Origin of the sequence: uncultured Ferrovibrio sp., assembly GCF_937960835.1 — a bacterium.
Lineage (GTDB): Bacteria > Pseudomonadota > Alphaproteobacteria > Ferrovibrionales > Ferrovibrionaceae > Ferrovibrio.
Genome location: NZ_CALGPC010000013.1, coordinates 164,386 through 186,518, shown reverse-complemented (window position 1 = coordinate 186,518; position 22,133 = coordinate 164,386). Strand labels below are relative to the sequence as shown.

Here is a 22,133-nt window from a genome sequence, read left to right as displayed (position 1 = left end):
GGCCCGAAGCGATATGCTTCAGGCCCGACCACTATGGCGAAATCCCGGCTCGCCGCCGAGTTAAATTAATTTAAGACGCTACCAGCGGAACTCCATGCCGGCATAGATGGCGCGGCCATCGCCCGGATTGAACAGGGCCGAGGCCGGCGTCGCTGTGGCTGCGACATTGGTGTTGGAAATATAGGCCTTGTCCAGCAGGTTGCGGCCATCGAGGAAGATACGCAGGCCGTTGTCGAAGTCATAGCCCGCCTTCGCCCCGAGCAGGGCGTAGGCCTCCGTCTTCAGCGTGTTGGCATTGTCGGCGTAGTAGCCCTGCGGCACCCATTCGACATTCGGGCCGAAATACCAGCCGTCCGCATGGGTGTAGCGCAGTTCCGCACGCAGGAAATGGCGCGGCGCGCCGGGGATGTCGTTGTCGCCGAAGACCGGATCGCCATCGAAGCGGAAATCGCTGAAGGTATAGGCGGCGCGAAGGGTGGTTCTGTCGCCCGGCTGTAAGCTGTCGCGCAGGGCGGTCCAGGCGCCGCCGAGCTCGACGCCCTGATGCATCGTCCTGCCGGCGTTGAAGACATTGGTGATGCTGTCGATCGTCTGGTACTGCAGCTCATTGTCCAGCCAGGCGCGGTAGAGCGCGGCATCCCAGGCGAGATCGCCGCTGCGCCCGCGGGCGCCGAATTCCAGCGTCTTCGATTCCTGCGCCTTCAGATCCTGCTGCACCGTGGTCGTGCCAAGCTCAAAGAAGGGCGGCGGCTCGCTCGACCAGTTCAGGTTGGCGAAGAGCTGATGCTGCGGCGTGACGTCCCAGCGGATGCCGAGCTTCGGATTGATGCTGTCGAAATGCCGCCGGAAGCTCTGATCGCCATTGCCAAGGAAATGATCCTCGTATTCGCGGTAGGCGAGGCTGCCCTGCAGCCCGGCGATCACGGCGACCTCAGGGAGAATGTAGAAGGCATTCTCGCCATAGATTTCCCAGCTGCGCGAAATCTGATCGGAATCCGAGATCAGGTTGCCGCGCCGCCCGCCAATATTGGCGAACTGCCTGGCATCCATCTGGCCGGCGAAATAATTCACGCCGAGCGTCGTCTCGTTGCGATGGCCGCCGATCCGCTGTTCATCGGTCCAGCGCGCAAAGCCGCCGCCGTTGATCTCGTCATTGTCGATCACGGCGTTGAAGCCGCCATAGAGCGGATGAAAGAGTTTCCGGCTGGCCAGGAAGGCGCCCACCGTGATCTCGCCGGTATCGGTGAGGAAGGTCGTCTTGTTGGCGCCGCGCACCGCATCGATGTTGCGCTTGGTATTGCCCCGGAAGCTGGAGGCTGCGGTCTGCTTCGGATTGGACAAGGCCTGCGCCTTGGTCAGCGCGCTTGGGGTCTTCTGGTCGATATCGGCGGCAAAGAGGAAGAAGCGGGTCTCGGCCCCGCCGCCGAAGCGATAGCCGAAATTGCCGTTGAGCCGCCGGTAATACTGCCCGGTATGGTCGCGGAAGCCGTTCGAATGGCTGTAGGTCGGCGTGACGTGGTAATCGTAATCACCATGCACGCCGCCTGCGCCGAACTGGCTGCGCAGCGCGCCGAAACTGCCAAGTTCCTGGCGCAGCAGGAAACCGGGCTGGCTGCGGCCGGTCGGGCTGACGAAATTCACCGCGCCGCCCAGCAGGGATGCGCCGTATTGCAGGGCATTCGCGCCCTTGTAGATCTCGGTATAATCCACCGCCAGCGGATCGATCTCCATCGTATCCCCGGCGCCATCGGCATCGGTGACCGGGATGCCGTCGCGCAGGATGCGGGTGCCGCGCAGATGCACATTGCGCGACAGGCCGGAGCCGCGGATCGCCAGCCGCGAATCCTCCTGGCCGTATTTCGACTGCGCGAAGACGCCGGGCACATAGTCGAGGATGTCCTTCACGGTGTTGGCGCGGCCGTCGCGGACGTCTTCGGCGGGCACCAGAGCGACGCCGCCCGGCGTCTTCTCGATGCGCTGCCGCGCCTCTGCGGCATCGGGCACGGTCATCGATGGCACATCCGGTGAAGCGGTAACGTTCAAGGGCGGGGTGATGGTCTGCGCCGCCGCGATGGCTGGCGTCAGGCCAAGCGCCACCGTTCCTGCCCGAAGCAGGCCGGTCATCTTCATGATGAAGCTCCGTCGGCTGGCGCGTTAGTGGTGGTGATGGCCGCCGGACGCGCCGGCCTTGGTCACCGGCACCTCAAGCGTCACGCTGCCTGCCTTCTCGAAGGTCAAGGTCAGCGGAAACTGGCCGCCTTCCTTCAGGGCCTGCTTCAGGCCGATCAGCATGACGTGATAGCCGCCGGGCGCGAGCTCGGTCCTGCCCTGCGCCGGGATCTCGATCGCCTCGACCTGGCGCATGCGCATGGTCTCGCCGTCTTTCACATTGGTATGCAGCTCGACGTTTTCAGCCACCGGCGAGGCGGCCTTGATGAGCTTGTCGGCTGCACCGCCGGCATTCTGCAGGATCATGAACACGCCGCCGACCTTGGCCGGCGTGGCACGGGCATAGGGCCGGTGAATCTGGATATCGCCGACCTTCTGGGTTGCCTGCATACCGGGCGCGGCATGGCCGGGCGTGGCATGGTGGTGGTCAGCGGCCTTCTGGCTCGAAGCAGCATGGTGCCCGTGGTCATGGGCGAGGGCAGGCCGGGCGATGATAGGCAGCGCGATGACGGACTGGGCGAAGACGGAGATGGCAAGCGCCGCGGCGCCCGCGGAAAGACGATGTGACATGGGACGACTCCCGTAAATCCTGAGTGAAGAAGGATGGGTTGGATCAGGACAGGGAAACGGGAGGCGCGCGGGCCTGTGGCGGCAGGAAGCCGGCCTGCGCCGGTGTGCTGTCAGAGGCAGCGCCAAAGAGTATGGTGATCGCGGTGCTGGGCACTGCCAGCGCCACGCCCACCGGCAGGACAGCCTGCGCAAGCTGGTTATGCAGCAGGCAGGCCGGGCAATTCTGGCTGATCTTCTGCGGCTTTGCCGGATCGGCATCCACCGGCATGCCATCCTTCAGGGCGATGGTGCGATAGCCGAGTGCTGAACACAGCACCACCTGCTCGATGCCATGCGCGGTCTGGACGCGCTGAATGGCGTTCTGCGTCAGCGGCAGCAAGCCATGCACCAGCAATGCCAGCAGGGCCAGCGCCGCGGCAAAACGGCGCAAATCGATGGCGGCGATGATGGAAGCCCGACGCATGACGAAAGCCATAGCCCGCCGATGCTGCGGCGGCAAGGGGGATCGATGCCGCAGCTCCGCTGGATCGTGCTTTCTGCACTGCCGCTGCATGGCGCAGATGCGGCAGGCATAAATGCCGCACGCAAATGATATCAGAGCCGTCGCATGCGCCGCGAGACTTTGCGACGCCGCCACGACACCGCCGGTGGCCGCTGGGATGATCATCGCCGATGATCTGTTTTCGCGGCTTTACCGCCATCCGATCTGCAGCCGCCACCGGCGCCGGGGATCCGGCATAGGCTTTACCGGCCCAGGGCGTTCCATCCGGCATGGCGACAAGCGGCGCAAGTCCATGCCGTCTCGCACCCTTGACTTCCCCCGGCCTCGTTGCTATCTCGCTTAACAACCGGCCCGTATTCTTTTGGACCGGTGCCGATCCGGCGCCCTTTCCGCTTCCTTTATTTTGATTTGTCATCGGTATCGCGGAACCCGCGCGGACGGTTCGATCCCTCCTCAACTGGCGCCTGCGCCCGACTGCCGGATGTAGCGCCCAATCTCCCAAGCAACGCCGCTTCTTGAGTCCGCGAGTCCGTCGATGAATCTCCAGGAACTGAAATCCAAATCCCCGACCGAACTGCTTTCCTTCGCCGAGGAACTGCAGATCGAGAACGCCTCCACCCTGCGCAAGCAGGACATGATGTTCGCCATCCTCAAGCAGCTTGCCGAGAAAGAGGTGGAGATCACGGGCGAGGGCGTGCTCGAGGTCCTGCAGGACGGCTTCGGCTTCCTGCGTTCGGCCGAGGCGAACTACCTGCCTGGCCCTGACGACATCTATGTCAGCCCCAACCAGATCCGCCGTTTCGGCCTGCGTACGGGCGACACGATCGAGGGCACCATCCGCGCGCCGAAGGACGGCGAGCGGTATTTCGCGCTGCTCAAGGTCAACTCGATCAACTACGAGGATCCGGAAGCCAGCCGCCACAAGGTGCATTTCGACAACCTGACGCCGCTTTATCCGACCGAGCGGCTGCGCATGGAAATGCCGCCGAGCGATGAGCCCACGCCGGCGATCAAGTCGCGCGGCGAGGCCGCCAAGCGCGAGAAGCTGGTTTCGATGCCCAAGAAGGACATCTCGTCCCGCGTCATCGACCTGATCGCGCCGCAGGGCAAGGGCCAGCGCGCGCTGATCGTCGCGCCGCCGCGCACGGGTAAGACCATGCTGCTGCAGAATATCGCGCATGCGATCAGCGCCAACCACCCGGAAGTCTATCTGATCGTTCTGCTGATCGACGAGCGCCCGGAAGAAGTCACCGACATGCAGCGCACGGTGAAGGGCGAGGTGATCTCGTCCACCTTCGACGAGCCGGCCAGCCGCCACGTCCAGGTCACCGAAATGGTGCTGGAAAAGGCCAAGCGCCTGGTCGAGCATAAGCGTGACGTTGTCATCCTGCTGGACTCGATCACGCGTCTTGCCCGCGCCTACAACACCGTGGTGCCGTCTTCGGGCAAGGTGCTGACGGGTGGCGTGGATGCCAATGCGCTGCAGCGTCCGAAGCGCTTCTTCGGCGCTGCGCGCAATATCGAAGAGGGCGGCTCGCTGACCATCATCGCGACCGCGCTGATCGATACCGGCAGCCGCATGGACGAAGTGATCTTCGAAGAGTTCAAGGGCACCGGCAACTCGGAAATCGTGCTCGACCGCAAGCTGGCGGACAAGCGCACCTTCCCGGCGATCGACATCACCAAGTCGGGCACCCGCAAGGAGGAGCTGCTGGTCGACAAGGGCGTGCTGGCCAAGATGTGGGTGCTGCGCCGCATCCTCATGCCGATGGGCGGCCAGGATGCGATGGAGTTCCTGCTCGACAAGCTGCGCACCTCGCGCACCAATGCCGAGTTCTTCGACTCGATGAATACCTGATCGCCTTTGAGGCGATGCCTTACGCGGGCGGGCGGGAAGCAATTCCCGCCCGTTTTGCTTTTCAGGCGGCAATCAGGCGCTGCGACAAGCTGCCGCGCCTGCTTTGCGCGGCTCTTTGCGGTGCAACAACAAGGAAAACCGCAAATGGAGGAGGATGGTCCCGTGGCATTGAAACCCAGGAGGTTGCCATGCGGACCGGATCTTCGAACCAAAGCACGATGCGTCGCCTGTTGAGCGGTGCGGCCGTTGCAGCCGCGCTGCTGGTATCGCCGATGATGCTGCCGGCCATGGCCGGCGGGGTGCCGGCGCTGACCGATATCGTTCGCGCGCCGACGGACCTGCCGGCGCCGCTGGCCCGCCGGGCGCCTGCCCATGTGACCGTCAATCTGGAAACCACCGAAGTGGTGGGCCGGCTGGCCGATGGCACCTCGTTCAGCTACTGGACCTTCAACAACAAGGTGCCCGGCCCTTTCATCCGCGTGCGGGTGGGCGACACGGTGACGGTGAATCTCGCCAATCATGAAGACAGCGCCATGATCCACAATGTGGATTTCCATTCTGTCACCGGCCCGGGCGGCGGGGCAGAGGCAACTGCTGCCGATCCCGGCGAGGCGAAGAGCTTCACCTTCAAGGCGCTCAATCCCGGCCTCTACGTCTATCACTGCGCGGTTCATCCCGCGGCGCTGCATATCGCCAACGGCATGTACGGCATGATCCTGGTCGAACCCGAAGAAGGCCTGCCCAAGGTCGATCACGAATTCTATGTGATGCAGGGCGAGATCTATACCGAGCAGCCGCTGGGCGAAAAGGGCGAGGTCGAGGCCAGCTTCACCAAGCTGCTCGACGAGCGGCCGGAATATTTCGTCTTCAACGGCGCGGTCGGCGCGCTGACCGAGCAGAAGCCGCTGAAGGCCAAGGTCGGCGAGACGGTCCGCATTTTCTTCGGTGTTGGCGGGCCGAACTACACTTCGTCCTTCCATGTGATCGGCGAGATCTTCGACAAGGTCTATGCCATGGGCGATCTGACCGGCCCGGCCCATAAGGATGTGCAGACCATCAGCGTCGCGCCGGGCGGCGCGGCGGCGGTGGAGTTCGAGCTGCAGGTGCCCGGCCGGTATGTGCTGGTCGATCATGCGCTGTCCCGCGTACAGCGCGGCCTGGTCGGCTTCCTCGATGTCACCGGGCCGGAGAATCCCGGCATCTTCAGGGAGAATGCCGATCCGGCGAAAAGCTCAGAAGCCGCGCCGCTGGTGCCGGTGGAGAAGGCACAGCCGCAGCTCGTGGCGCATAAGCACTAGGGCTGCTGATCATGGGAATGGGCGGGAGCGATCCCGCCCATTTCGTTTCGCCATTTCATTTTCGTTTGGCGTTTATCCCCGGTATTTCGCCACATTACCCTTGCACGGTTTCCGGCGGCCTCTAATTCACCTGCCAGGATCAGCAGGTCAGGAGGCGTGGATCATGCAGCGTTTGGCATTGGCAACCGTATTGGCAGCCGGTTTGGCATTCAGCGGTTTCTCCGCACTCGCAGCGGAGAAAACCATCACCATTCACGCCATCTCGGCCGAAGGCGTGGGCGCTGCCATCGGCACGATCCGCGCGAAGGATACCGCGCAAGGCCTGATGCTGACGCCGGATTTGCGGAATCTGGCGCCGCCGGGCGTGCATGGCTTCCATGTGCATGAAAAGCCCGATTGCGGTCCGGGCCGCAATCCGCAGGGCCAGATGGCGGCAGGCATGGCGGCTGGCGGGCATTACGATCCGCATAAGGCGGGCATGCATCATGGTCCGCATGACCGGAAGGGGCATCTTGGCGATCTGCCGCCGCTGGTCGTCAATGACGACGGCACGGCGACCTTGCCGGTGATCGCGCCGCGCCTGAAGGTGAGCCAGCTTTCCGGCCGCGCCGTGATGATCCATGCGGGCGGGGACAATTACAGCGACGAGCCCGCGCCTCTGGGCGGCGGCGGCGGCCGCATCGCCTGCGGCGTCATCAAGTAGCGGCGTCAAATAGCTGGTTGCGGGCTTGGGCCTGGCATGATCCGATAGAAGGATGACAGGCCATGGCGAGGACTGGCTCGATTTCGCCCGCGACGCGCAGAGCGGCACCGAAGCCGTGCGCGCGCAGTTCCACAGCCATGCTTATGACCCGCATTTCCACGACCAGGTGCTGGTCGGCGTGACCGAGGCTGGCGTGCAGCAATTCCGCTGCCGCCGCCAGCTGCATCGCAGCACACCTGGCCGCGTCATTCTGATGGAGCCGGGCGATGTCCATGACGGCGAGGCCGGCGCGCCGAGCGGTTTCGTTTACGCCATGCTCTATTTCGATCCGGCATGGCTGCGCCAGAACGCGGCGCTTTATGCCGGCCGGGCCGAAAGCGACGGCGTGTGGCATTTCCCACAGACATTGGCGGATGATCCGGCGCTGGCGGCGGCCATTGCTGCCGCCTATCGCCAGATCGCGCAGCCGGACAGCCGCATGGCGCGCGAGGCAGCACTGGATCAGGTCGTTGCGCTGCTGTCGCAGCGTTTTCTCGGCGCCGCGACGCAGCGCGAGACAGCACCGCGTCTGGCACAGCGGGCGAAAGACGCCATCGATGCGCTCTGCGAGCAGGATATCGGGCTGCAGGACCTGGTCGCACTGGCCGGTGCCGCCGATCGCTTCCGCCTGCACCGCGCTTTCAAGGCGGCCTATGGCCTGCCGCCGCACGCCTATCTGGTGCAGCGGCGGCTCAGCCGGGCGCGGCAATGGCTGGCCAAAGGCATGACGCCGGCGGAAGTAGCAGCTGGCTTGAGCTTTGCCGATCAAAGCCATCTCGGCCGCTGGTTCAAACGCGCCTATGGCATGACGCCTGCGGCCTATCGCGCAGCCTGCACAAATCTTCCAGACGCGCGGTTGGCCTGAACCCATTTTGCTTCCTGTCACCGACAGAAAAGCGCATGTTCGAGACCAAGATCGCCATCATCGTCCGCCAGGATCTTGCCGCCTGGCAGAAGCTGAATGTGACCGCCTTTCTTGCCAGCGGCATCGCCGCCGCGCATCCAGACTGCATCGGTGAGGCTTATGTCGATGCAGCAGGGCAGCGCTACACGGCGATGATCGGCCAGCCGATCCTGATCTTCGCCGCCTCTTTGGAGCAGCTGCAGAAGGTGCATCGCGCTGCATCTGAGCGCGGGCTGACCATCGCGCCCTATGTCGAGCCGATGTTCAGCACCGGCCACGACGCCGCCAACCGCGAGGTCTTCCGCGCAAGCGATCCGCACAACCAGCCCTGGGTTGGACTGGCGCTGCATGGCCAGCGCAAGGCCGTCGACAAGGCCGTCAAAGGCCTGCCGCTGCATGGCTGAGACGATGCAGTCGTTGAACTCTCAGTCGTTGAAATCGACTGCCACCAGCAGCATGTCCGGATGGTGGCCGTCGCTGGCCAGCGGCATGCGCAGAATCTCGTAATGGTGCAGGCGGTGATCGATCACCATGTCCGGGTGTTCGGATAGCGGGACGGCGCGAGCAACCACTTCGCCGTACGCCTCGGCCAGATAGGCGCGGTAAGCCGGCTCGGGCAGATCCTCCAGCCATTTGCCGGTCATTTCATAGCCCAGCCGTTCCGCCACGCGGCTGCCGATCAGGCGGAAGCGATAGCGCAGGCGGCCATGGTCGGCGCGATGCACTTCGACGAGCGAGAGATCGCCCAGCACCCAGGACAATTCCAATGGGTCAAGGTCCCGGCGCGCCGGCATCAGACGGGAGCCGCGTTTGTCATGCCAATACTGAAGAAGACGCTGCAGACGGGGGCGCTGCAGCGTGGCCGGTGTGGCTTCGACTTGACGGGTCATCGGGCTCTGCTTGCGATTTGGCCACCCGATAGTAGCGGGTTTTGGTAAAGGGCTGAGGGGCTAGACAAATATTTGCTGCGCGCCCTCAAAAATGACTTGTAATTGAAAATCATTCTCATATAATCAGACTCAATCGCGCTCAGGCGTCCCTGCTCTGAAGCGATCCTATAGGTCGGCCTCCTCACTTGCTGGTCGTGTTGGGGGTTCGTGGCCGGTCCGGCATCAATGGGGCATTGCCGGACCGGCCCCGACCGAATTTCCATAAACATTATATGTCAATAGCTTGTCTGATGATATGCAGACGGGGCATGCCCGTTATGCGGGGTTTTGTATGTGTTTGTGTGAATTCTGCTTGACTTGCATATTACAGTGTGAAATATAGGCAACGTCCGGTCAGCGCCGGACCGCGGGATTTGAGGGGCAGCTTGCGCCGCGTCACCAACGCTAAAGCGCCACGGCGGAAGTCGTGGGCCCGACAAAAGTGTACGGAGTGACCCATGACGCATGATCGCATCCACCCTCCCGCCTACCGGGCTTCCCGCAAGCCGGCTTTTTGCAAAACCAGCCTCTGTTGCTGTCGCTGAACGCCCGTCTTCCGCGTTCCTGATCCGACATCCGACTGCCGGCCTGGCCGGCCAATAGAGGTAGCCATGAGTGAAGCCTATTTGATCGAGGCGGCCGGCGAGGCCGCCGGCGTGGTCATCCGCGAAAGAGGCGGGTTCCGTTTCTTTGCCTCCGCGCCGCAATACCAATCCATCGAGCAGCAGCTTTTCCGCCGGGCCGCGGATGCCGAACGCGCCGCCCGCGCGCTCGGCCGCGCCTTTGGCGCCAACGACAATCTTCGCCAGAAAGCATGGAGGTAATCATGCACGACCTGCCGCTTTCCCCATCCCTTGCCGCCGAGGTGCCGACGCATGTCGCGCATCACCAGCGCGGCCGCCGCGTTGGCCTGACCGAGCGCCTGCAGGCTGCTTTCGGGGCCTTCATCGCGCCGGAGCGTCTGCAAGCCGCGGCTTTGCCGGCGCCGGCCAATGACCATAGCGCCACCTCGCTGACCGATCCGCTGGCCCTGCCGCCCGACTGGCATGCGCCCGGCGATCTGCTGAGCCTCAGCTTCTTGCCGTTCGAGCGCTGACATGATCGACCTCCGTCACGTCACCAAGCGCTTCGCGAGCGCGACCGGCTCGGTCGAAGCCCTGAGCAACGTTTCGCTGAAAATCGAAGCGGGCGAGATTTTCGGCGTCATCGGCCGCAGCGGCGCCGGCAAGTCGACCCTGATCCGCTGCATCAACCTGCTGGAGCGTCCGACCGAGGGCCAGGTTCTCGTTGATGGCCGCGATCTGATGTCGCTGGATGCGGCCGCCCTGCGCATCGCGCGGCGCGAGATCGGCATGATCTTCCAGCATTTCAACCTGCTGTCCTCACGTACCGTGTTCGACAACGTGGCATTGCCGCTGGAACTGCGCGGCGAAGGCCGGGCGGCGATCAAGGCCAAGGTGGATCCGCTGCTGGAACTGGTTGGCCTCGCCGACAAGGCAGGCCGCTATCCGTCCCAGCTCTCGGGCGGCCAGAAGCAACGCGTCGGCATTGCCCGCGCGCTGGCCACCGATCCCAAGGTGCTGCTCTGCGACGAAGCCACTTCGGCGCTCGATCCGGAAACCACCGATCAGATTCTTGCCCTGATCAAGGATATCCGTGACCGCCTGAAGCTGACCGTCGTGCTGATCACCCATGAGATGGCGGTGGTGAAGGAAATCGCCGACCGTGTTGCCGTGATGGAGCATGGCAAGGTGATCGAGCAGGGCGATACCTTCGATGTCTTCACCCGGCCGCAGCATTTAACGACGCGCAGCTTTGTGTCCGATCTGATCGGTTTCGACCTGCCGCCGGCCTTGCAGAAGCGCATCGCCGACAATGATACGGCGGACAAGGGCGGCCGGCTGCTGCGCATCCTGTTCACCGGCAGTCATGCCGACGATCCGGTGATCTCGGAGCTGAGCCGCAATCTCAATCTCGACATCAACATCCTGCATGGCCGGATCGATGAGATTCAGGGGCGTCCCTTCGGCGTGATGGTCGTGCGCGTACCCGACGACGCGGCCAAGATCGCTGCTGCGAAAACCTATCTTACCAATCGCAAGTTACACGTGGAGGAACTGGGCCATGTCCACAGCCTTGATCGAGCTGCTGGTTGACGGTTTCATCGAAACGCTGGTGATGGTCGGCATCTCCGGCGGGGTGGCAGCCCTGTTCGGCATTCCGCTGGGCGTCATCCTGATCCTCACCGACCGCGGCGGCATCCTGCAGAATCTGGTGGCCAACCGCGTGCTCGGCATCATCGTCAATGCCACGCGCTCGACGCCCTTCATCATCCTGATGGTGGCGATCATCCCGTTCACGCGGCTGGTGGTCGGCACCTCCATCGGTACCGCGGCGGCCATCGTGCCGCTGACGATCGCCGCGATCCCCTTCATCGCCCGTCTGGTGGAAACCGCCCTGCGGGAAGTGCCTGCCGGCCTGATCGAAGCGGCCCAGGCGATGGGCGCGACGCCGCTGCAGATCGTCACCAAGGTGCTGCTGCCCGAAGCTTTGCCCGGCATCGTCGCCGGCCTCACCATCACGCTCGTCAGCCTGATCGGATACTCGGCCATGGCCGGCGCCGTGGGCGGCGGCGGCCTGGGCGATATCGGCATCCGTTATGGCTATCAGCGCTTCCTGCCGGAAGTGATGCTGGCCGTCGTGCTGGTGCTGATTGTCTTCGTGCAGGGCGTTCAGTCGCTGGGCGACCGCCTGGTGCGCCGTCTCAGCCATCGTTGAGTTTGTTTAAGCCTCTCCAGACCATAAAAAGGAGTATTCCATGTCGTTCTCGCTTTTCCGCCGCAGTCTCGCCGTCCTCGGACTTGCTGCACTCATTGCCTCGCCGGCTGCGCTGGCCCAGGACAAGCCGATCAAGGTCGGCGTCACCGCCGGCCCGCATGCCGAGATCATGGAAGTGGTGAAGCAGGTGGCCGAGAAGGACGGCCTGAAGATCCAGATCGTCGAGTTCAGCGATTACGTGCAGCCGAATGCGGCGCTCAATGCCGGTGACCTGGATGCGAATTCCTATCAGCACCTGCCGTATCTGGAAGCGCAGATCAAGGACCGTGGCTACAAGCTGACCAATATCGCCTACACCGTGAACTTCCCGATGGGCGTTTATTCCAAGAAGGTGAAGTCGCTGGACGAGCTGCCGAATGGCGCCCGCGTCGGCATCCCGAACGATCCGACCAATGGCGCCCGCGGCCTGCTGGTGCTGGAATCGGCCGGTCTGATCAAGCTGCGCGAAGGCGCCGGCCTGAAGGCTTCGCCGCTCGACGTTGCCGAGAATCCGAAGAAGATCCGCATCGTGGAACTCGATGCGGCGCAGCTGCCGCGCGCGCTGGCCGAACTCGATGCCGCCGCGATCAACACCAACTATGCGATCCCGGCCGGCCTGTCGCCGACCAAGGATGCGATTGCCAGCGAAGGCGCGAAGGCTCCGTACGTGAACATCATTGCCGTGCGCACGGCGGAGAAGGATCGTCCGGAATTCGCCAAGCTGGTGAAGGCCTATCAGTCGCCGGAAGTGAAGGCTTTCGTCGAGCAGAAGTATCAGAAGGCGATCGTCACCGCCTGGTAATTGCCGTTCAATCAAGTCCTCCCCGGAACGAGCGGCCGAGCCCGTCAGCAGCAATGCTGACGGGCTTTTTTTATCCAGCGGCGCGGGCCTGCTTCACCAGCCGGACCAGTTCGGCCCGGGCGCTTTCGGCATCCTGGACCAGCGTATCGAAGGGCAGGCGGGCAAGCTCGTGGCCGCAAATCAGGTCGCAGCCTTCCGGATCGATGCCGCAAAGCCGCCAGCCATCGCCGTTTTTGCCCAGAAGCCTGTTGGCATAAAGCTGCACGGCATCGGCGTGATCGGTATTCATATGCTCAAGGATGCCGGCTTCGGCATCGATCAGCGCCTGCGGTGCCGGCAGCAGATAATCATCGAACCAGTGAATCCTGCCGAAGCCGGCGACAATATGCGCCCGCTCGACAATGATCTTGTAGAAAGCGAAATCCTTGAAGCCGGCATAGCCCTCAGCGGAAGGATGCCGGGCGAGATAGCGGGCACGATGGCGCGGCTCATCCGTCTTTTCGGCGCGGCCGAGCAGACTGACGCGCGGTCCGGTCAGCGGCTCGTCATGGCCTAAGGTGCCGTCGCAAAGCAGCGAGACGCGGTTGTCGGCGGCGATATTCCTGGTGTGGTCGGCCAGGGTCGAAACCAGCAGCAGCGGCGTGGCATCGAGATCGAAGGCGACCAGAACGAGCGACGCATAAGGCTGTCCCGGATCGCCAGCCATGCTGGTTGCCAGTGTCGCCGTGCGGCAGGCGCGGGCGACAGCGCGGGCTTGCATGGCTGGCGTCGGGTTGCTCATGGTGCTTACGGCAGCAGCAGGGTGGAGCCGGTGGTCTTGCGCGACTCCAGGTCCTCATGAGCCTTGGCGGCATCCTTCAAGGCGTAGGTCTGCTTGATCTCGATCTTCACCTTGCCGGATTTGACCACGTCGAACAGCGCATTGGCAGAGCCCACGAGATCTGCGCGCTTGGCGGTGTAGGTCACGAGCGTGGGCCGGGTGACGAACAGCGAGCCCTTGGCCGACAGCGTGGCGAGCTCGATGGGTGGTACCGGACCGGAAGCATTGCCGAAGCTGACCATCAGGCCAAGCGGCCGCAGGCAGTCGAGCGAGCCGTTCCAGGTATCCTTGCCGACGCCGTCATAGACCACCGGCACGCCTTCACCCTTGGTGATTTCCTTCACCCGCTCGGCGAAGTTTTCCGTCTTGTAGTTGATCACATGATCATAGCCATGCTCGCGCGCGAGCTTGGCCTTGTCTTCCGAGCTGACGGTGCCGATCACGGTGGCGCCCAGCGCCTTCGCCCATTGGCCGAAGATCAGGCCGACGCCGCCGGCGGCAGCGTGGAACAGCACGGTATCGCCGGGCTTGATCGCATAGGTACGCCGCACGAGATATTCGGTGGTCATGCCTTTCAGCATCATGCCGGCTGCCTGCTGATCGCTGATGCCATCCGGCAGCACGACGCAGCGATCGGCCTGCATCAGACGCTCTTCCGAATAGGAGCCGAGCGGCGCCGAGGCATAGGCGACGCGGTCGCCGACCTTGATATCGGTGACATCGGCGCCAACGGCAGTGACCGTGCCCGCGCCTTCCATGCCGAGCGTGAGCGGCAGCGGCATCTTGTACAGGCCGCTGCGGTGATAGGTGTCGATGTAATTGAGGCCGGCCGCCGTGGTCTTGATGCGGATCTGGCCGGGGCCGGGATCGCCCACTTCGACCGCTTCCCATTTCATGACCTCTGGGCCGCCGACCTGATGAATACGGATTGCATGCGCCATCTGCGCGCTCCTTTTGTTGTCTTTAAGAGACTTGCTGTTGCTGGGAAGGTTTAAGCGAGGTGTTTTCCGAAGAACTCGGCCGTGCGCTGATTGGCGAGATCGGCCGCATTCTTGTCGAAATGCTCGCCGCCGACGCGGGCGAAGGCATGATCGCAGTCAGGATATTCATGCAGCGTGATCAGCGGCTGCTTCTGGAAGGCTGTCCTGATCTGATCCTGGGCTTCCTTCGGCACGAACTTGTCCTTGTTCGCCATATGCATCATCAGCGGCTTGCGGATATTGCCGATCTCCGACAGATGGTCGGTCAGCGCGACGCCGTAATAGCCGACCGCCGCATCCACATCGCTGCGGCAGGCCATCAGGTAGGCCAGGCGGCCGCCCAGGCAGTAGCCGACCGTGCCGGCCTTGCCGGTGCAGCCGGGCAGCTTGCGCAGCACGGCGAGCGAAGCCTTCAGATCGTCGATGCCCTTGTCGAGGTCGAAGCCGTTGAACAGCTTGAAGGCCTTGTCCCATTCGGCCTGGCTTTTGTCGGTGATGTTGACGCCCGCTTCCTGACGCCAGAAAAGGTCGGGGCAAAGCGCAAAATAGCCCTGGGCGGCGAGGTTCTCGCAGATCTCGCGCATCACCTGGTTGACGCCGAAAATCTCCTGGATCACCAGGATGCCGGCGCCTTTGCCGCTGGTCGGCTCGGCCAGATAAGCCATGAAGCTGCCGCTGCCGTCAGATGCCTGGATGGTGATTTCCTTCGCCATGGTTTCCTCCTGTTTGAAGGCGGAAACTCTAGCGGCGGAAAGCAGCTGGTATCAACCGCCAAGCAACCGGTAACCGGGAAGGAAGTAGCGGCGATTACGCGGCGCCGAAAAGATCGTTCTGCAGGGGCGGCACGAAGGCGCCTTCATGGCGCAGCAACCAGCGCTTGGTCTCAAGGCCGCCCATGCCCGAATATCCGCCCGCTTCTCCGCCTGCGGCGAGAATGCGGTGGCACGGGATGATCACCGGAATCGGATTGGCGCCGCAGGCTGCGCCGACCGCCCGGGCATCGGATCGCGCTGCGCCGCCGATGGCGGCAGCCGCCTCGCCATAGGTGCGGGTCTTGCCTGCCGGAATGGCCAGCATGAATTCCCATACCGCACGCTGGAAATCCGATCCCTTCGGCGCCAGGGGCAGATGGAAGCGCGTTTTTCCGTCGGCAAAATAGGCCGCAAGCTGGCGCGCGGCCTCCGCCAGCAAAGGCGTGGCGGCCCGGTTCTGCTCGGGCTTGCCACCCCAATCCAGCGAAACGATGGCTTCTTCGGTGGCGGTGACGGTGAGCGGGCCGAGCGGCGAGAAGACGCAGATCCGGGCCGTTGCGGCTGCAGGATGGTCGATTTTCAGCAAGCTGGCGCTGGACGGCATGACGGCGACCTTTGGGGCTGGACTTGAGGCCTGGGCTCACTATGGTTACGCCATCTCACATAACACAGCCGATCCCTTCGGAGTATCCGCTAATGTCGCAGTCATTCGAGACGCAGACGCCGGTCACGGTGCTGACCGGGTATCTCGGCGCCGGCAAGACCACCTTGCTGAACCGCATCCTGACCGAGCAGCACGGCAAGAAATACGCCGTGATCATCAACGAATTCGGCGAGATCGGCATCGACAACGACCTGGTGGTGGATGCCGACGAAGAAGTCTTCGAGATGAATAACGGCTGCATCTGCTGCACGGTGCGCGGCGACCTGATCCGCATCATCGACGGCCTGATGAAGCGCAAGGACCGGTTCGACGCCATCGTGGTCGAGACGACCGGCCTGGCCGATCCCGGGCCGGTGGCGCAGACCTTCTTCGTTGACGAGGATGTCGCCCGCCGCGCCAAGCTGGATTCCATCGTCACCGTGGTCGACGCCCGGCATTTGCCGGCGCGCTTAAAAGACAGCCGCGAGGCCGAAGAGCAGATTGCCTTCGCCGATGTCATCATCCTGAACAAGACCGATCTGGTCACGCCGGAAGAGCTGGCCGAGGTGGAGGCGCGGATCCGCGCCGTCAACCGCTTTGCGCAGATCCATCGTGCCACCCGCTGCGACGTGCCGCTCGATAAGGTGCTGGACCGCGGCGCCTTCGATCTGAACCGCATCCTCGATCTGGAGCCGGATTTCCTCAAGGCGAATCCGCCCCATGGCGAGCCGGGTCATGTTCATGACGAACATTGCGGCCACGATCATCATGATCATCACCACGATCACCACCACAATCCGCCGCATGGCGAACCCGGCCATGTGCATGACGAGCATTGCGGCCACGATCACATCCACGACACCACGGTGCACAGCGTTTCCCTGTCGGCCGATACGCCGCTGGATGCGCGCAAATTCGACGCCTGGATCAGCGAATTGCTGGCCACCAAGGGGCAGGACATCCTGCGCAGCAAGGGCATTCTGGATCTGAAGGGCAGCGACAAGCGCTTCGTCTTCCAGGCCGTCCATATGATCAAGGATGGCGATTTCCAGCGGCCCTGGCGCGGCGATGAGAAGCGCGTCTCGCGCATCGTCTTCATCGGCCGCGATCTGGATGCCGAGGCTCTGCAGAAAGGGTTCGAGGCCTGCCGTGCCTGAAGCCACTCAGATCGGTTTTCGCGCTTATCTTTGGCAGTTCAAGTCCGGCGTCGTTGCCGTCGCTGCGGCGGAGCAAGCCGGCGTTGCCGGTTTCGGCCTGGGCGATGGCTCCATTGCCCTGCGTCCCTTCGACGATCCGCAAGCGCCGAGCACGCGGCGCCTGATCGTGCATGCGGATGCCGCGCTGCTCTGCATGGCGGCGGGGCCGGACGGCAGCAGCTTCATCTCCGGCGGCGATGACGGGCGGCTCATCCTGTCGACCGTCGAAGGCGAGGCAAGTGAGCTGGCCGCCGTGCCGCGCAAATGGATCGAGCAGGTCGTAGTGGCCGACAATGGCAGCGCGATCGCCTATAGCGCGGGCAAGCGCGTCGGTCTGCTCAGCAGCGCAGGGCAGCAAATCGCCATATTCGAGGATCATCCCAGCACCGTCTCCGGACTTGCCTTCAATCCGAAAGGCAAGCGTCTGGCGGTGTCGCATTATGGCGGCGTCAGCCTGTGGTGGGTGAAGGCCGAGGCGCAGCAGCCCAAGCGCCTGAACTGGAAAAGCTCGCATCTCACGGTCACCTGGTCGCCGGACGGCAAGTTCATCATGACCGCGACCCAGGAGAATGAGATGCATGGCTGGCGGCTGTCCGACGCTGCCGATATGCGGATGAGCGGCTATCCGGCCAAGCCGAAAAGCTTCAGCTGGTCGCGCGACGGGCGCTGGCTGGCGACCAGCGGCGCCGAGGTGGTGGTGGTCTGGGATTGCAAGGGCAAGGGCCCGATGGGCAGCAAGCCGGAAGAACTCAGCCAGGGCGAACTGGTCACGGCCGTTGCCTTCCATCCGCGCCATGGCCTGGTGGCGTCGGGCCATGCCGATGGCCAGCTCAAGCTGGGGCGCATCGCCGATAATTCCAGCATCGATCTCGAGCGGGTTGGAACGGCACCGATCACGGCGCTGCACTGGACGGCGGATGGCCGCTACCTGCTGGCCGGCGGCGAGGAAGGCGCTGCGGGCATCCTCGATTTCGAGGCAGGCAGCTAGCGTGGCAGGCGTGCTGCCCGGGCGATGCGCAGCAGCGCGTCGCCGCAGGCGGCTGCTGCCGGCATGCCGGTGCTCTTGGCCATCAGTTCCGCATCGGTGAGGATTTCCAGCGCCCGCATCAGGCGGTCGCTCGACCATTGGCGCGCCTGCCGTTCAAAGCCATCGCGGCGCGTCCAATGCACGCCCAGCCGCTGCGGATCGACGCGGTTGCCAGCTTCTCGCTGGGCCGCGGCGAGATGCAGCTTCTGGCCGTGCTTCTGGGCCACGCGCAGGATGGCTACCGGCGACTCGCCGGCGCTTTCGCAGCGGGTCAAGGCGTCGGTCAGGGCCGAGAAATCACCGCCAAAGGCAGCGAAAGCGACATCGTCGAGGAACAAGGTTCCGCTGTCGCCGACCACCGCCTCGCAATCCTCCAGGCTGACCGGCGTGGGATCGTCGCCCTTGTAAAGCAGCAGCTTGGCGATCTCGCCGCGGCTGACCATGCGGTCGGTGCCGAGATTGTCGGTCAGATAAGCCATGGCTTCGGGCGAGATCTTCTTGCCGGCTTCGCGCGCCATGTCTTCGATCAGGCTGTGCAGGGAGCGCTGATCATCGGCATAGCAGCCGATGGCGACGGCGACATTGGAATCCTCGAAAGCTCCGCGCAGGGATGAACGCGCTGCGAGTTCGCCGGCCTCGACCACGATCAGCGCATCGCCGGAAGGCTCATCAAGAAAACTCTGGAACAGCTTGGCATTGCGGTCCCCGGCGCCAGAGACCATGACGACGCGGCGGCCGCCGGTCAGCGCGATGGCGGCGGCTTCATCGGCCAATTTCGCCGGGTCCTCCTGCAATTGCGCGCCTGTGAGCGTGGCAACGCGGAAAGGATCGCTTAAATCGGCAACCACGCTTTGCGCGATTGCCTTGGCGCGCTCGCGGATCAGCCCGGCATCGCTGCCGAAAAGCAATATTGCGCGGATATCCGGCCTTGGCCGTTTGACAAAAGCCTCGACGTCACGCGTTTGCAGCTTCATTGCAGCAAGGGATGGGGCTGCATCGGCTGCGGCTGTCGCGGCGGCGTCCGGGCATTCTGCTGTTGCCGCCAGCCGTCGAAGTAATTGGCCAGCCGAATGCGAATCTGCTCAGCCGTGTCGCGCAATGCCCTCTCGCGCGCGTTCTTCTCGGCAACCAGGTTGGCGTAGTCGTTGAGCGTCTGATTATACGAAGCCTGGCTGTTTATGTAGCCGGACGAAACGACTTGGCCGTTCTCGTAGTCGCGCAGATAGAAATGGGTTGTAAGCTGCAGGTTGCTGCGCGTGATTTCCTCCGAACGGGTAACGAAGACGGAGCCAAGCGTTTCATGCAGCCGGTATTCCAGCAGATAGCGCGGTCGCTCTGGTGCGCCGCGCGGGGTGATCAGATCGAGCAAGGTGTTGCGCAGCACCTGTTCGGACCGGTCCTCGGGCTGAGCAATGGAGATATGAGAAAATTCCGGCACCACAGATGCGCTGCCGCCCTTGCTTCCGTATAGCGGCTTGAAGCCGCAGCCTGCCAGTCCGTTCGCCAGGGCGACGATCAGGCAGATCGCTGCAGCTTTGCAGCTAAACCACGACATTGACGATCCGGTTCGGCACGACGATGACTTTGCGCACCGGCTTGCCGTCGATAGCCCGCTTCACGTTGTCGTTGGCCAGGGCCAGCTTCTCCAGCTCACTCTGGGCCATGTCGCGCGCCACTTCGATGGTCGCGCGCAGCTTGCCCGACACCTGCACGGCGATCCTCACGGTTTCGTCTCGCGCCAGCGCTTCATCGGCAACCGGCCAGGGCTGGTCAAGCAGCAATCCCTCGTGACCCAGAGCCTGCCAGATCTCCTCGGCCAGATGCGGCACCATCGGGCCAATGAGCTTGGCCAGCGTCTCCAAAGCTTCGCGCCGCGCCCAGGCGGTTGCGGCATCGTCGCCTTTGGTTGCCTCGAGCAGGTTGGCGAATTCGTGGATGCGGGCTACCGCCTTGTTGAAATGGAATTGCTCCAGATCGCCGGTCAGGGCGGTGATGGTCTTGTGCAGAGCGCGGCGCAGCTGCTGCGCGGCTTCCGGCCATTCCGCCGGGGCTGCGGCGCCTTTGGGTGCGATCGGCCCGCGCGGCTCAGAGACCAGACGCCACAGGCGCTGCGTGAAGCGCCAGGCGCCTTCGACGCCGGATTCGGTCCATTCGAGGTCACGATCCGGCGGGCTGTCCGACAGCATGAACCAGCGCGCAGTATCGGCGCCGTAGGTGTCGATGATCAGTCCAGGATCGATGACGTTCTTCTTGGACTTCGACATCTTTTCGACGCGTCCAACCGTCACCGGCTCACCGGTGCGCACATGCACCACCTGATTGCCGTCCTTCTTGACGTCGGCAGGGAACAGCCAAGCGCCGGAAGCATCGCGATAGGTTTCGTGGCAGACCATGCCCTGGGTGAACAGACCCGCAAAAGGCTCGCCGCTCTTCAAGGACAGGTGCCCGGTATCACGCAGTGCGCGGGTGAAGAAGCGCGAATAGAGCAGGTGCAAGATGGCATGCTCGATGCCGCCGATATACTGATCCACCGGCAGCCAGTAATCGACATCGGCCTTTTCCATCGGCGCATCGGCCCGCGGGCTGCAGAAGCGCGCGAAATACCAGGAGGAGTCGACGAAGGTATCGCAGGTATCGGTTTCACGCCGCGCCGGCTTGCCGCAGCTTGGGCAGCTGACATGCTTCCAGGTCGGGTGATGGTCCAGCGGATTGCCGGGCTTGTCGAAGGTGACGTCGTCGGGCAGCAGCACCGGCAGATCGGATTCCGGCACCGGCACCACGCCGCAGGCATCGCAGTGGATCACCGGGATCGGGCAGCCCCAATAGCGCTGCCGCGAAACGCCCCAGTCACGCAGGCGATAGGTGGTGGTGCCTTTTCCGACGCCGAGCTCTTCCAGCTTGGCAATCGCAGCACGCTTTGCCGCGGCGACATCGAGACCGTTCAGGAATTCGGAATTGATGGCGACCGTGTTCTCGGTTTCCAGATAGGCCTCATTTGCGATTTCAACCGTACCCTGGCCCTTGGGAGCGACGACAGCTTTGACCGGCAGGCCGTATTTGCGGGCGAAATCCAGGTCGCGCTGATCATGAGCCGGGCAGCCGAAAATGGCGCCGGTGCCGTATTCCATCAGGACGAAATTCGCGACGTAAACCGGCAAAGTCCAGTTGGCATCGAAAGGATGCAGCGCCTGGATGGGCGTGAGATAGCCCTTCTTCTCAGCCTTCTCCAATTCGGCCTCGGCAGTGCCGGTCTTGCGGCATTCCTCGATGAAGGCGGCAAGTTTTTCGTCCTGTTTGGCCAGTTCGGCAGCCAGAGGATGATCCGCGGCGATCGCGACGAAACTCGCGCCGAACAACGTGTCGGGGCGAGTCGAATAGACCTCGATCTTGTCCTGGCGGTCCTTCAGCGCGAAGGAGAAACGCGCGCCTTCGGATTTGCCGATCCAGTTCTGCTGCATCAGCCGCACGCGCTCGGGCCAGCGGTCGAGATCGCCCAGGGCCTGCAGCAGATCGTCGGCATAAGCCGTGATCTTGAAGAACCATTGCGACAGCTTGCGCCGCTCCACCAAAGCGCCCGAGCGCCAGCCGCGGCCGTCGATCACCTGCTCATTGGCAAGCACCGTCTGATCGACGGGGTCCCAGTTGACGAAGCTTTCCTTGCGATAGGCCAGACCCGCTTTGAGCAGATCCAGGAACAGCTTCTGCTGATACTTGTAATAGCCAGGGTGGCAGGTGGCGAATTCGCGGCTCCAGTCCAGCGACAGGCCCATGCGCTGCAATTCGGCGCGCATGTTGGCGATATTGTCGTAGGTCCAGGCGGCTGGATGAACCTTCTTCTCCTGAGCGGCATTTTCCGCCGGCAGGCCGAAGGCATCCCAGCCCATCGGATGCAGCACGTTGAAGCCGCGGGCGCGCTTGTAGCGCGCAACGACGTCGCCCAGCGTGTAGTTGCGCACATGGCCCATATGGATGCGTCCCGACGGATAGGGAAACATCTCCAGGACGTAGTATTTCGGGCGGCTGGGATCGGTGGAGGCGCGGAAGGCCTGCCGCTCATCCCAGATCTTCTGCCATTTCGCTTCGACCGCTTTGGCGTTATAGCGGGACATCGACTTATCCAATTC

23 protein-coding genes are annotated in these 22,133 nt (G+C 63.5%); 12 read left to right on the top strand and 11 right to left on the bottom strand.

The window, feature by feature from the left end:
- Nucleotides 1–78: 78 nt before the first annotated feature.
- Genes Q0603_RS13665 through Q0603_RS13655 form a run of 3 tightly spaced genes read right to left on the bottom strand, consistent with a single transcriptional unit; the run spans nucleotide 79 to nucleotide 3,202 of the window.
- A complete protein-coding gene (locus Q0603_RS13665) occupies nucleotides 79–2,130 on the bottom strand; it encodes a TonB-dependent receptor (protein WP_298726572.1) in 2,052 nt (683 codons plus the stop codon).
- 24 nt (nucleotides 2,131–2,154) lie between these two features.
- Nucleotides 2,155–2,739, bottom strand: coding sequence for a copper chaperone PCu(A)C (locus Q0603_RS13660; protein WP_298726570.1), 585 nt, complete (start codon nucleotides 2,737–2,739; stop codon nucleotides 2,155–2,157).
- A 43-nt stretch (nucleotides 2,740–2,782) separates the two neighbouring features.
- The gene (locus Q0603_RS13655; RefSeq protein ID WP_298726568.1) at nucleotides 2,783–3,202 is read right to left on the bottom strand and encodes a DUF2946 family protein; all 420 of its coding nucleotides are present in this window, start codon (nucleotides 3,200–3,202) and stop codon (nucleotides 2,783–2,785) included.
- A 574-nt stretch (nucleotides 3,203–3,776) separates the two neighbouring features.
- Here Q0603_RS13655 and rho point away from each other — a divergent pair.
- From rho to Q0603_RS13630, 5 genes are all read left to right on the top strand, one after another.
- Nucleotides 3,777–5,099 (top strand): transcription termination factor Rho, encoded by a 1,323-nt coding sequence (rho, locus tag Q0603_RS13650; protein WP_298726566.1) that lies wholly within the window; start codon nucleotides 3,777–3,779, stop codon nucleotides 5,097–5,099.
- Between the two features lie 188 nt (nucleotides 5,100–5,287).
- The gene (gene nirK / locus Q0603_RS13645; RefSeq protein ID WP_298726564.1) at nucleotides 5,288–6,397 is read left to right on the top strand and encodes a copper-containing nitrite reductase; all 1,110 of its coding nucleotides are present in this window, start codon (nucleotides 5,288–5,290) and stop codon (nucleotides 6,395–6,397) included.
- 163 nt (nucleotides 6,398–6,560) lie between these two features.
- Complete coding sequence (sodC, locus tag Q0603_RS13640; protein WP_298726561.1) at nucleotides 6,561–7,100, top strand: superoxide dismutase [Cu-Zn] SodC; 540 nt, start codon at nucleotides 6,561–6,563, stop codon at nucleotides 7,098–7,100.
- A gap of 52 nt (nucleotides 7,101–7,152) precedes the next feature.
- Complete coding sequence (locus Q0603_RS13635; protein ID WP_298726559.1) at nucleotides 7,153–8,004, top strand: AraC family transcriptional regulator; 852 nt, start codon at nucleotides 7,153–7,155, stop codon at nucleotides 8,002–8,004.
- A gap of 35 nt (nucleotides 8,005–8,039) precedes the next feature.
- Nucleotides 8,040–8,447, top strand: a complete 408-nt coding sequence (locus tag Q0603_RS13630) for a DUF2000 family protein (RefSeq protein ID WP_298726557.1) — start codon at nucleotides 8,040–8,042, stop codon at nucleotides 8,445–8,447.
- A 21-nt stretch (nucleotides 8,448–8,468) separates the two neighbouring features.
- Here Q0603_RS13630 and Q0603_RS13625 read toward each other — a convergent pair whose 3' ends face one another.
- Nucleotides 8,469–8,933, bottom strand: a complete 465-nt coding sequence (locus Q0603_RS13625) for a PAS domain-containing protein (RefSeq protein ID WP_298726555.1) — start codon at nucleotides 8,931–8,933, stop codon at nucleotides 8,469–8,471.
- A gap of 650 nt (nucleotides 8,934–9,583) precedes the next feature.
- On the opposite strand from Q0603_RS13625, the gene Q0603_RS13620 reads away from it, so the two are divergent.
- Genes Q0603_RS13620 through Q0603_RS13600 form a run of 5 tightly spaced genes read left to right on the top strand, consistent with a single transcriptional unit; the run spans nucleotide 9,584 to nucleotide 12,591 of the window.
- Nucleotides 9,584–9,796: a hypothetical protein gene (locus Q0603_RS13620; protein WP_298726553.1), complete on the top strand. Its 213-nt coding sequence runs from the start codon at nucleotides 9,584–9,586 to the stop codon at nucleotides 9,794–9,796.
- A 2-nt stretch (nucleotides 9,797–9,798) separates the two neighbouring features.
- Nucleotides 9,799–10,068: a hypothetical protein gene (locus Q0603_RS13615; protein ID WP_298726551.1), complete on the top strand. Its 270-nt coding sequence runs from the start codon at nucleotides 9,799–9,801 to the stop codon at nucleotides 10,066–10,068.
- Between the two features lies 1 nt (nucleotide 10,069).
- A complete protein-coding gene (locus Q0603_RS13610) occupies nucleotides 10,070–11,128 on the top strand; it encodes a methionine ABC transporter ATP-binding protein (RefSeq protein ID WP_298726549.1) in 1,059 nt (352 codons plus the stop codon).
- On the top strand, nucleotides 11,097–11,750 hold the full coding sequence (locus tag Q0603_RS13605) for a methionine ABC transporter permease (protein WP_298726547.1): 654 nt from the start codon (nucleotides 11,097–11,099) through the stop codon (nucleotides 11,748–11,750). The genes Q0603_RS13610 and Q0603_RS13605 overlap by 32 nt, the downstream gene beginning before the upstream one ends.
- Before the next feature lie 40 nt (nucleotides 11,751–11,790).
- Nucleotides 11,791–12,591 (top strand): MetQ/NlpA family ABC transporter substrate-binding protein, encoded by an 801-nt coding sequence (locus Q0603_RS13600; protein ID WP_298726545.1) that lies wholly within the window; start codon nucleotides 11,791–11,793, stop codon nucleotides 12,589–12,591.
- A 70-nt stretch (nucleotides 12,592–12,661) separates the two neighbouring features.
- On the opposite strand, the gene Q0603_RS13595 is transcribed toward Q0603_RS13600, so the two are convergent.
- The 4 genes from Q0603_RS13595 to Q0603_RS13580 form a co-directional block, all read right to left on the bottom strand.
- Entirely contained in the window at nucleotides 12,662–13,351 is a 690-nt protein-coding gene (locus tag Q0603_RS13595) for a DUF2470 domain-containing protein (protein ID WP_298726543.1), read from the bottom strand.
- A gap of 26 nt (nucleotides 13,352–13,377) precedes the next feature.
- On the bottom strand, nucleotides 13,378–14,352 hold the full coding sequence (locus tag Q0603_RS13590; RefSeq protein WP_298726541.1) for a quinone oxidoreductase: 975 nt from the start codon (nucleotides 14,350–14,352) through the stop codon (nucleotides 13,378–13,380).
- Nucleotides 14,353–14,402: 50 nt separating this feature from the next.
- A complete protein-coding gene (locus tag Q0603_RS13585) occupies nucleotides 14,403–15,104 on the bottom strand; it encodes a dienelactone hydrolase family protein (protein ID WP_298726539.1) in 702 nt (233 codons plus the stop codon).
- A gap of 94 nt (nucleotides 15,105–15,198) precedes the next feature.
- Nucleotides 15,199–15,747, bottom strand: coding sequence for a methylated-DNA--[protein]-cysteine S-methyltransferase (locus tag Q0603_RS13580; RefSeq protein ID WP_298726537.1), 549 nt, complete (start codon nucleotides 15,745–15,747; stop codon nucleotides 15,199–15,201).
- Nucleotides 15,748–15,839: 92 nt separating this feature from the next.
- Between Q0603_RS13580 and Q0603_RS13575 the strand changes: the two genes are divergently transcribed.
- Together Q0603_RS13575 and Q0603_RS13570 are read left to right on the top strand one after the other, a co-directional pair.
- Entirely contained in the window at nucleotides 15,840–16,943 is a 1,104-nt protein-coding gene (locus Q0603_RS13575; protein WP_298726535.1) for a GTP-binding protein, read from the top strand.
- On the top strand, nucleotides 16,936–17,970 hold the full coding sequence (locus Q0603_RS13570) for a WD40 repeat domain-containing protein (protein ID WP_298726533.1): 1,035 nt from the start codon (nucleotides 16,936–16,938) through the stop codon (nucleotides 17,968–17,970). Before Q0603_RS13575 ends, Q0603_RS13570 begins: the two co-directional genes overlap by 8 nt.
- Here the strand turns inward: Q0603_RS13570 and holA are convergent.
- From holA to leuS, 3 genes are read right to left on the bottom strand one after another with little or no spacing between them, the layout of a single operon-like run.
- Complete coding sequence (gene holA, locus Q0603_RS13565; protein WP_298726531.1) at nucleotides 17,967–18,983, bottom strand: DNA polymerase III subunit delta; 1,017 nt, start codon at nucleotides 18,981–18,983, stop codon at nucleotides 17,967–17,969. The genes Q0603_RS13570 and holA overlap by 4 nt on opposite strands.
- The gene (locus Q0603_RS13560; protein ID WP_298726529.1) at nucleotides 18,980–19,564 is read right to left on the bottom strand and encodes a hypothetical protein; all 585 of its coding nucleotides are present in this window, start codon (nucleotides 19,562–19,564) and stop codon (nucleotides 18,980–18,982) included. The genes holA and Q0603_RS13560 overlap by 4 nt, the downstream gene beginning before the upstream one ends.
- Complete coding sequence (gene leuS / locus Q0603_RS13555; RefSeq protein WP_298726527.1) at nucleotides 19,551–22,118, bottom strand: leucine--tRNA ligase; 2,568 nt, start codon at nucleotides 22,116–22,118, stop codon at nucleotides 19,551–19,553. Before leuS ends, Q0603_RS13560 begins: the two co-directional genes overlap by 14 nt.
- Between the last annotated feature and the right edge of the window lie 15 nt (nucleotides 22,119–22,133).

Coding starts and splice junctions, on each gene's coding strand:
- Q0603_RS13665 (WP_298726572.1), bottom strand. CDS start 2,130: ATGAAGATGACCGGCCTGCTTCGGGCAGGAACGGTGGCGCTTGGCCTG.
- Q0603_RS13660 (WP_298726570.1), bottom strand. CDS start 2,739: ATGTCACATCGTCTTTCCGCGGGCGCCGCGGCGCTTGCCATCTCCGTC.
- Q0603_RS13655 (WP_298726568.1), bottom strand. CDS start 3,202: ATGCGTCGGGCTTCCATCATCGCCGCCATCGATTTGCGCCGTTTTGCC.
- rho (WP_298726566.1), top strand. CDS start 3,777: ATGAATCTCCAGGAACTGAAATCCAAATCCCCGACCGAACTGCTTTCC.
- nirK (WP_298726564.1), top strand. CDS start 5,288: ATGCGGACCGGATCTTCGAACCAAAGCACGATGCGTCGCCTGTTGAGC.
- sodC (WP_298726561.1), top strand. CDS start 6,561: ATGCAGCGTTTGGCATTGGCAACCGTATTGGCAGCCGGTTTGGCATTC.
- Q0603_RS13635 (WP_298726559.1), top strand. CDS start 7,153: ATGACAGGCCATGGCGAGGACTGGCTCGATTTCGCCCGCGACGCGCAG.
- Q0603_RS13630 (WP_298726557.1), top strand. CDS start 8,040: ATGTTCGAGACCAAGATCGCCATCATCGTCCGCCAGGATCTTGCCGCC.
- Q0603_RS13625 (WP_298726555.1), bottom strand. CDS start 8,933: ATGACCCGTCAAGTCGAAGCCACACCGGCCACGCTGCAGCGCCCCCGT.
- Q0603_RS13620 (WP_298726553.1), top strand. CDS start 9,584: ATGAGTGAAGCCTATTTGATCGAGGCGGCCGGCGAGGCCGCCGGCGTG.
- Q0603_RS13615 (WP_298726551.1), top strand. CDS start 9,799: ATGCACGACCTGCCGCTTTCCCCATCCCTTGCCGCCGAGGTGCCGACG.
- Q0603_RS13610 (WP_298726549.1), top strand. CDS start 10,070: ATGATCGACCTCCGTCACGTCACCAAGCGCTTCGCGAGCGCGACCGGC.
- Q0603_RS13605 (WP_298726547.1), top strand. CDS start 11,097: ATGTCCACAGCCTTGATCGAGCTGCTGGTTGACGGTTTCATCGAAACG.
- Q0603_RS13600 (WP_298726545.1), top strand. CDS start 11,791: ATGTCGTTCTCGCTTTTCCGCCGCAGTCTCGCCGTCCTCGGACTTGCT.
- Q0603_RS13595 (WP_298726543.1), bottom strand. CDS start 13,351: ATGCAAGCCCGCGCTGTCGCCCGCGCCTGCCGCACGGCGACACTGGCA.
- Q0603_RS13590 (WP_298726541.1), bottom strand. CDS start 14,352: ATGGCGCATGCAATCCGTATTCATCAGGTCGGCGGCCCAGAGGTCATG.
- Q0603_RS13585 (WP_298726539.1), bottom strand. CDS start 15,104: ATGGCGAAGGAAATCACCATCCAGGCATCTGACGGCAGCGGCAGCTTC.
- Q0603_RS13580 (WP_298726537.1), bottom strand. CDS start 15,747: ATGCCGTCCAGCGCCAGCTTGCTGAAAATCGACCATCCTGCAGCCGCA.
- Q0603_RS13575 (WP_298726535.1), top strand. CDS start 15,840: ATGTCGCAGTCATTCGAGACGCAGACGCCGGTCACGGTGCTGACCGGG.
- holA (WP_298726531.1), bottom strand. CDS start 18,983: ATGAAGCTGCAAACGCGTGACGTCGAGGCTTTTGTCAAACGGCCAAGG.
- Q0603_RS13560 (WP_298726529.1), bottom strand. CDS start 19,564: ATGTCGTGGTTTAGCTGCAAAGCTGCAGCGATCTGCCTGATCGTCGCC.
- leuS (WP_298726527.1), bottom strand. CDS start 22,118: ATGTCCCGCTATAACGCCAAAGCGGTCGAAGCGAAATGGCAGAAGATC.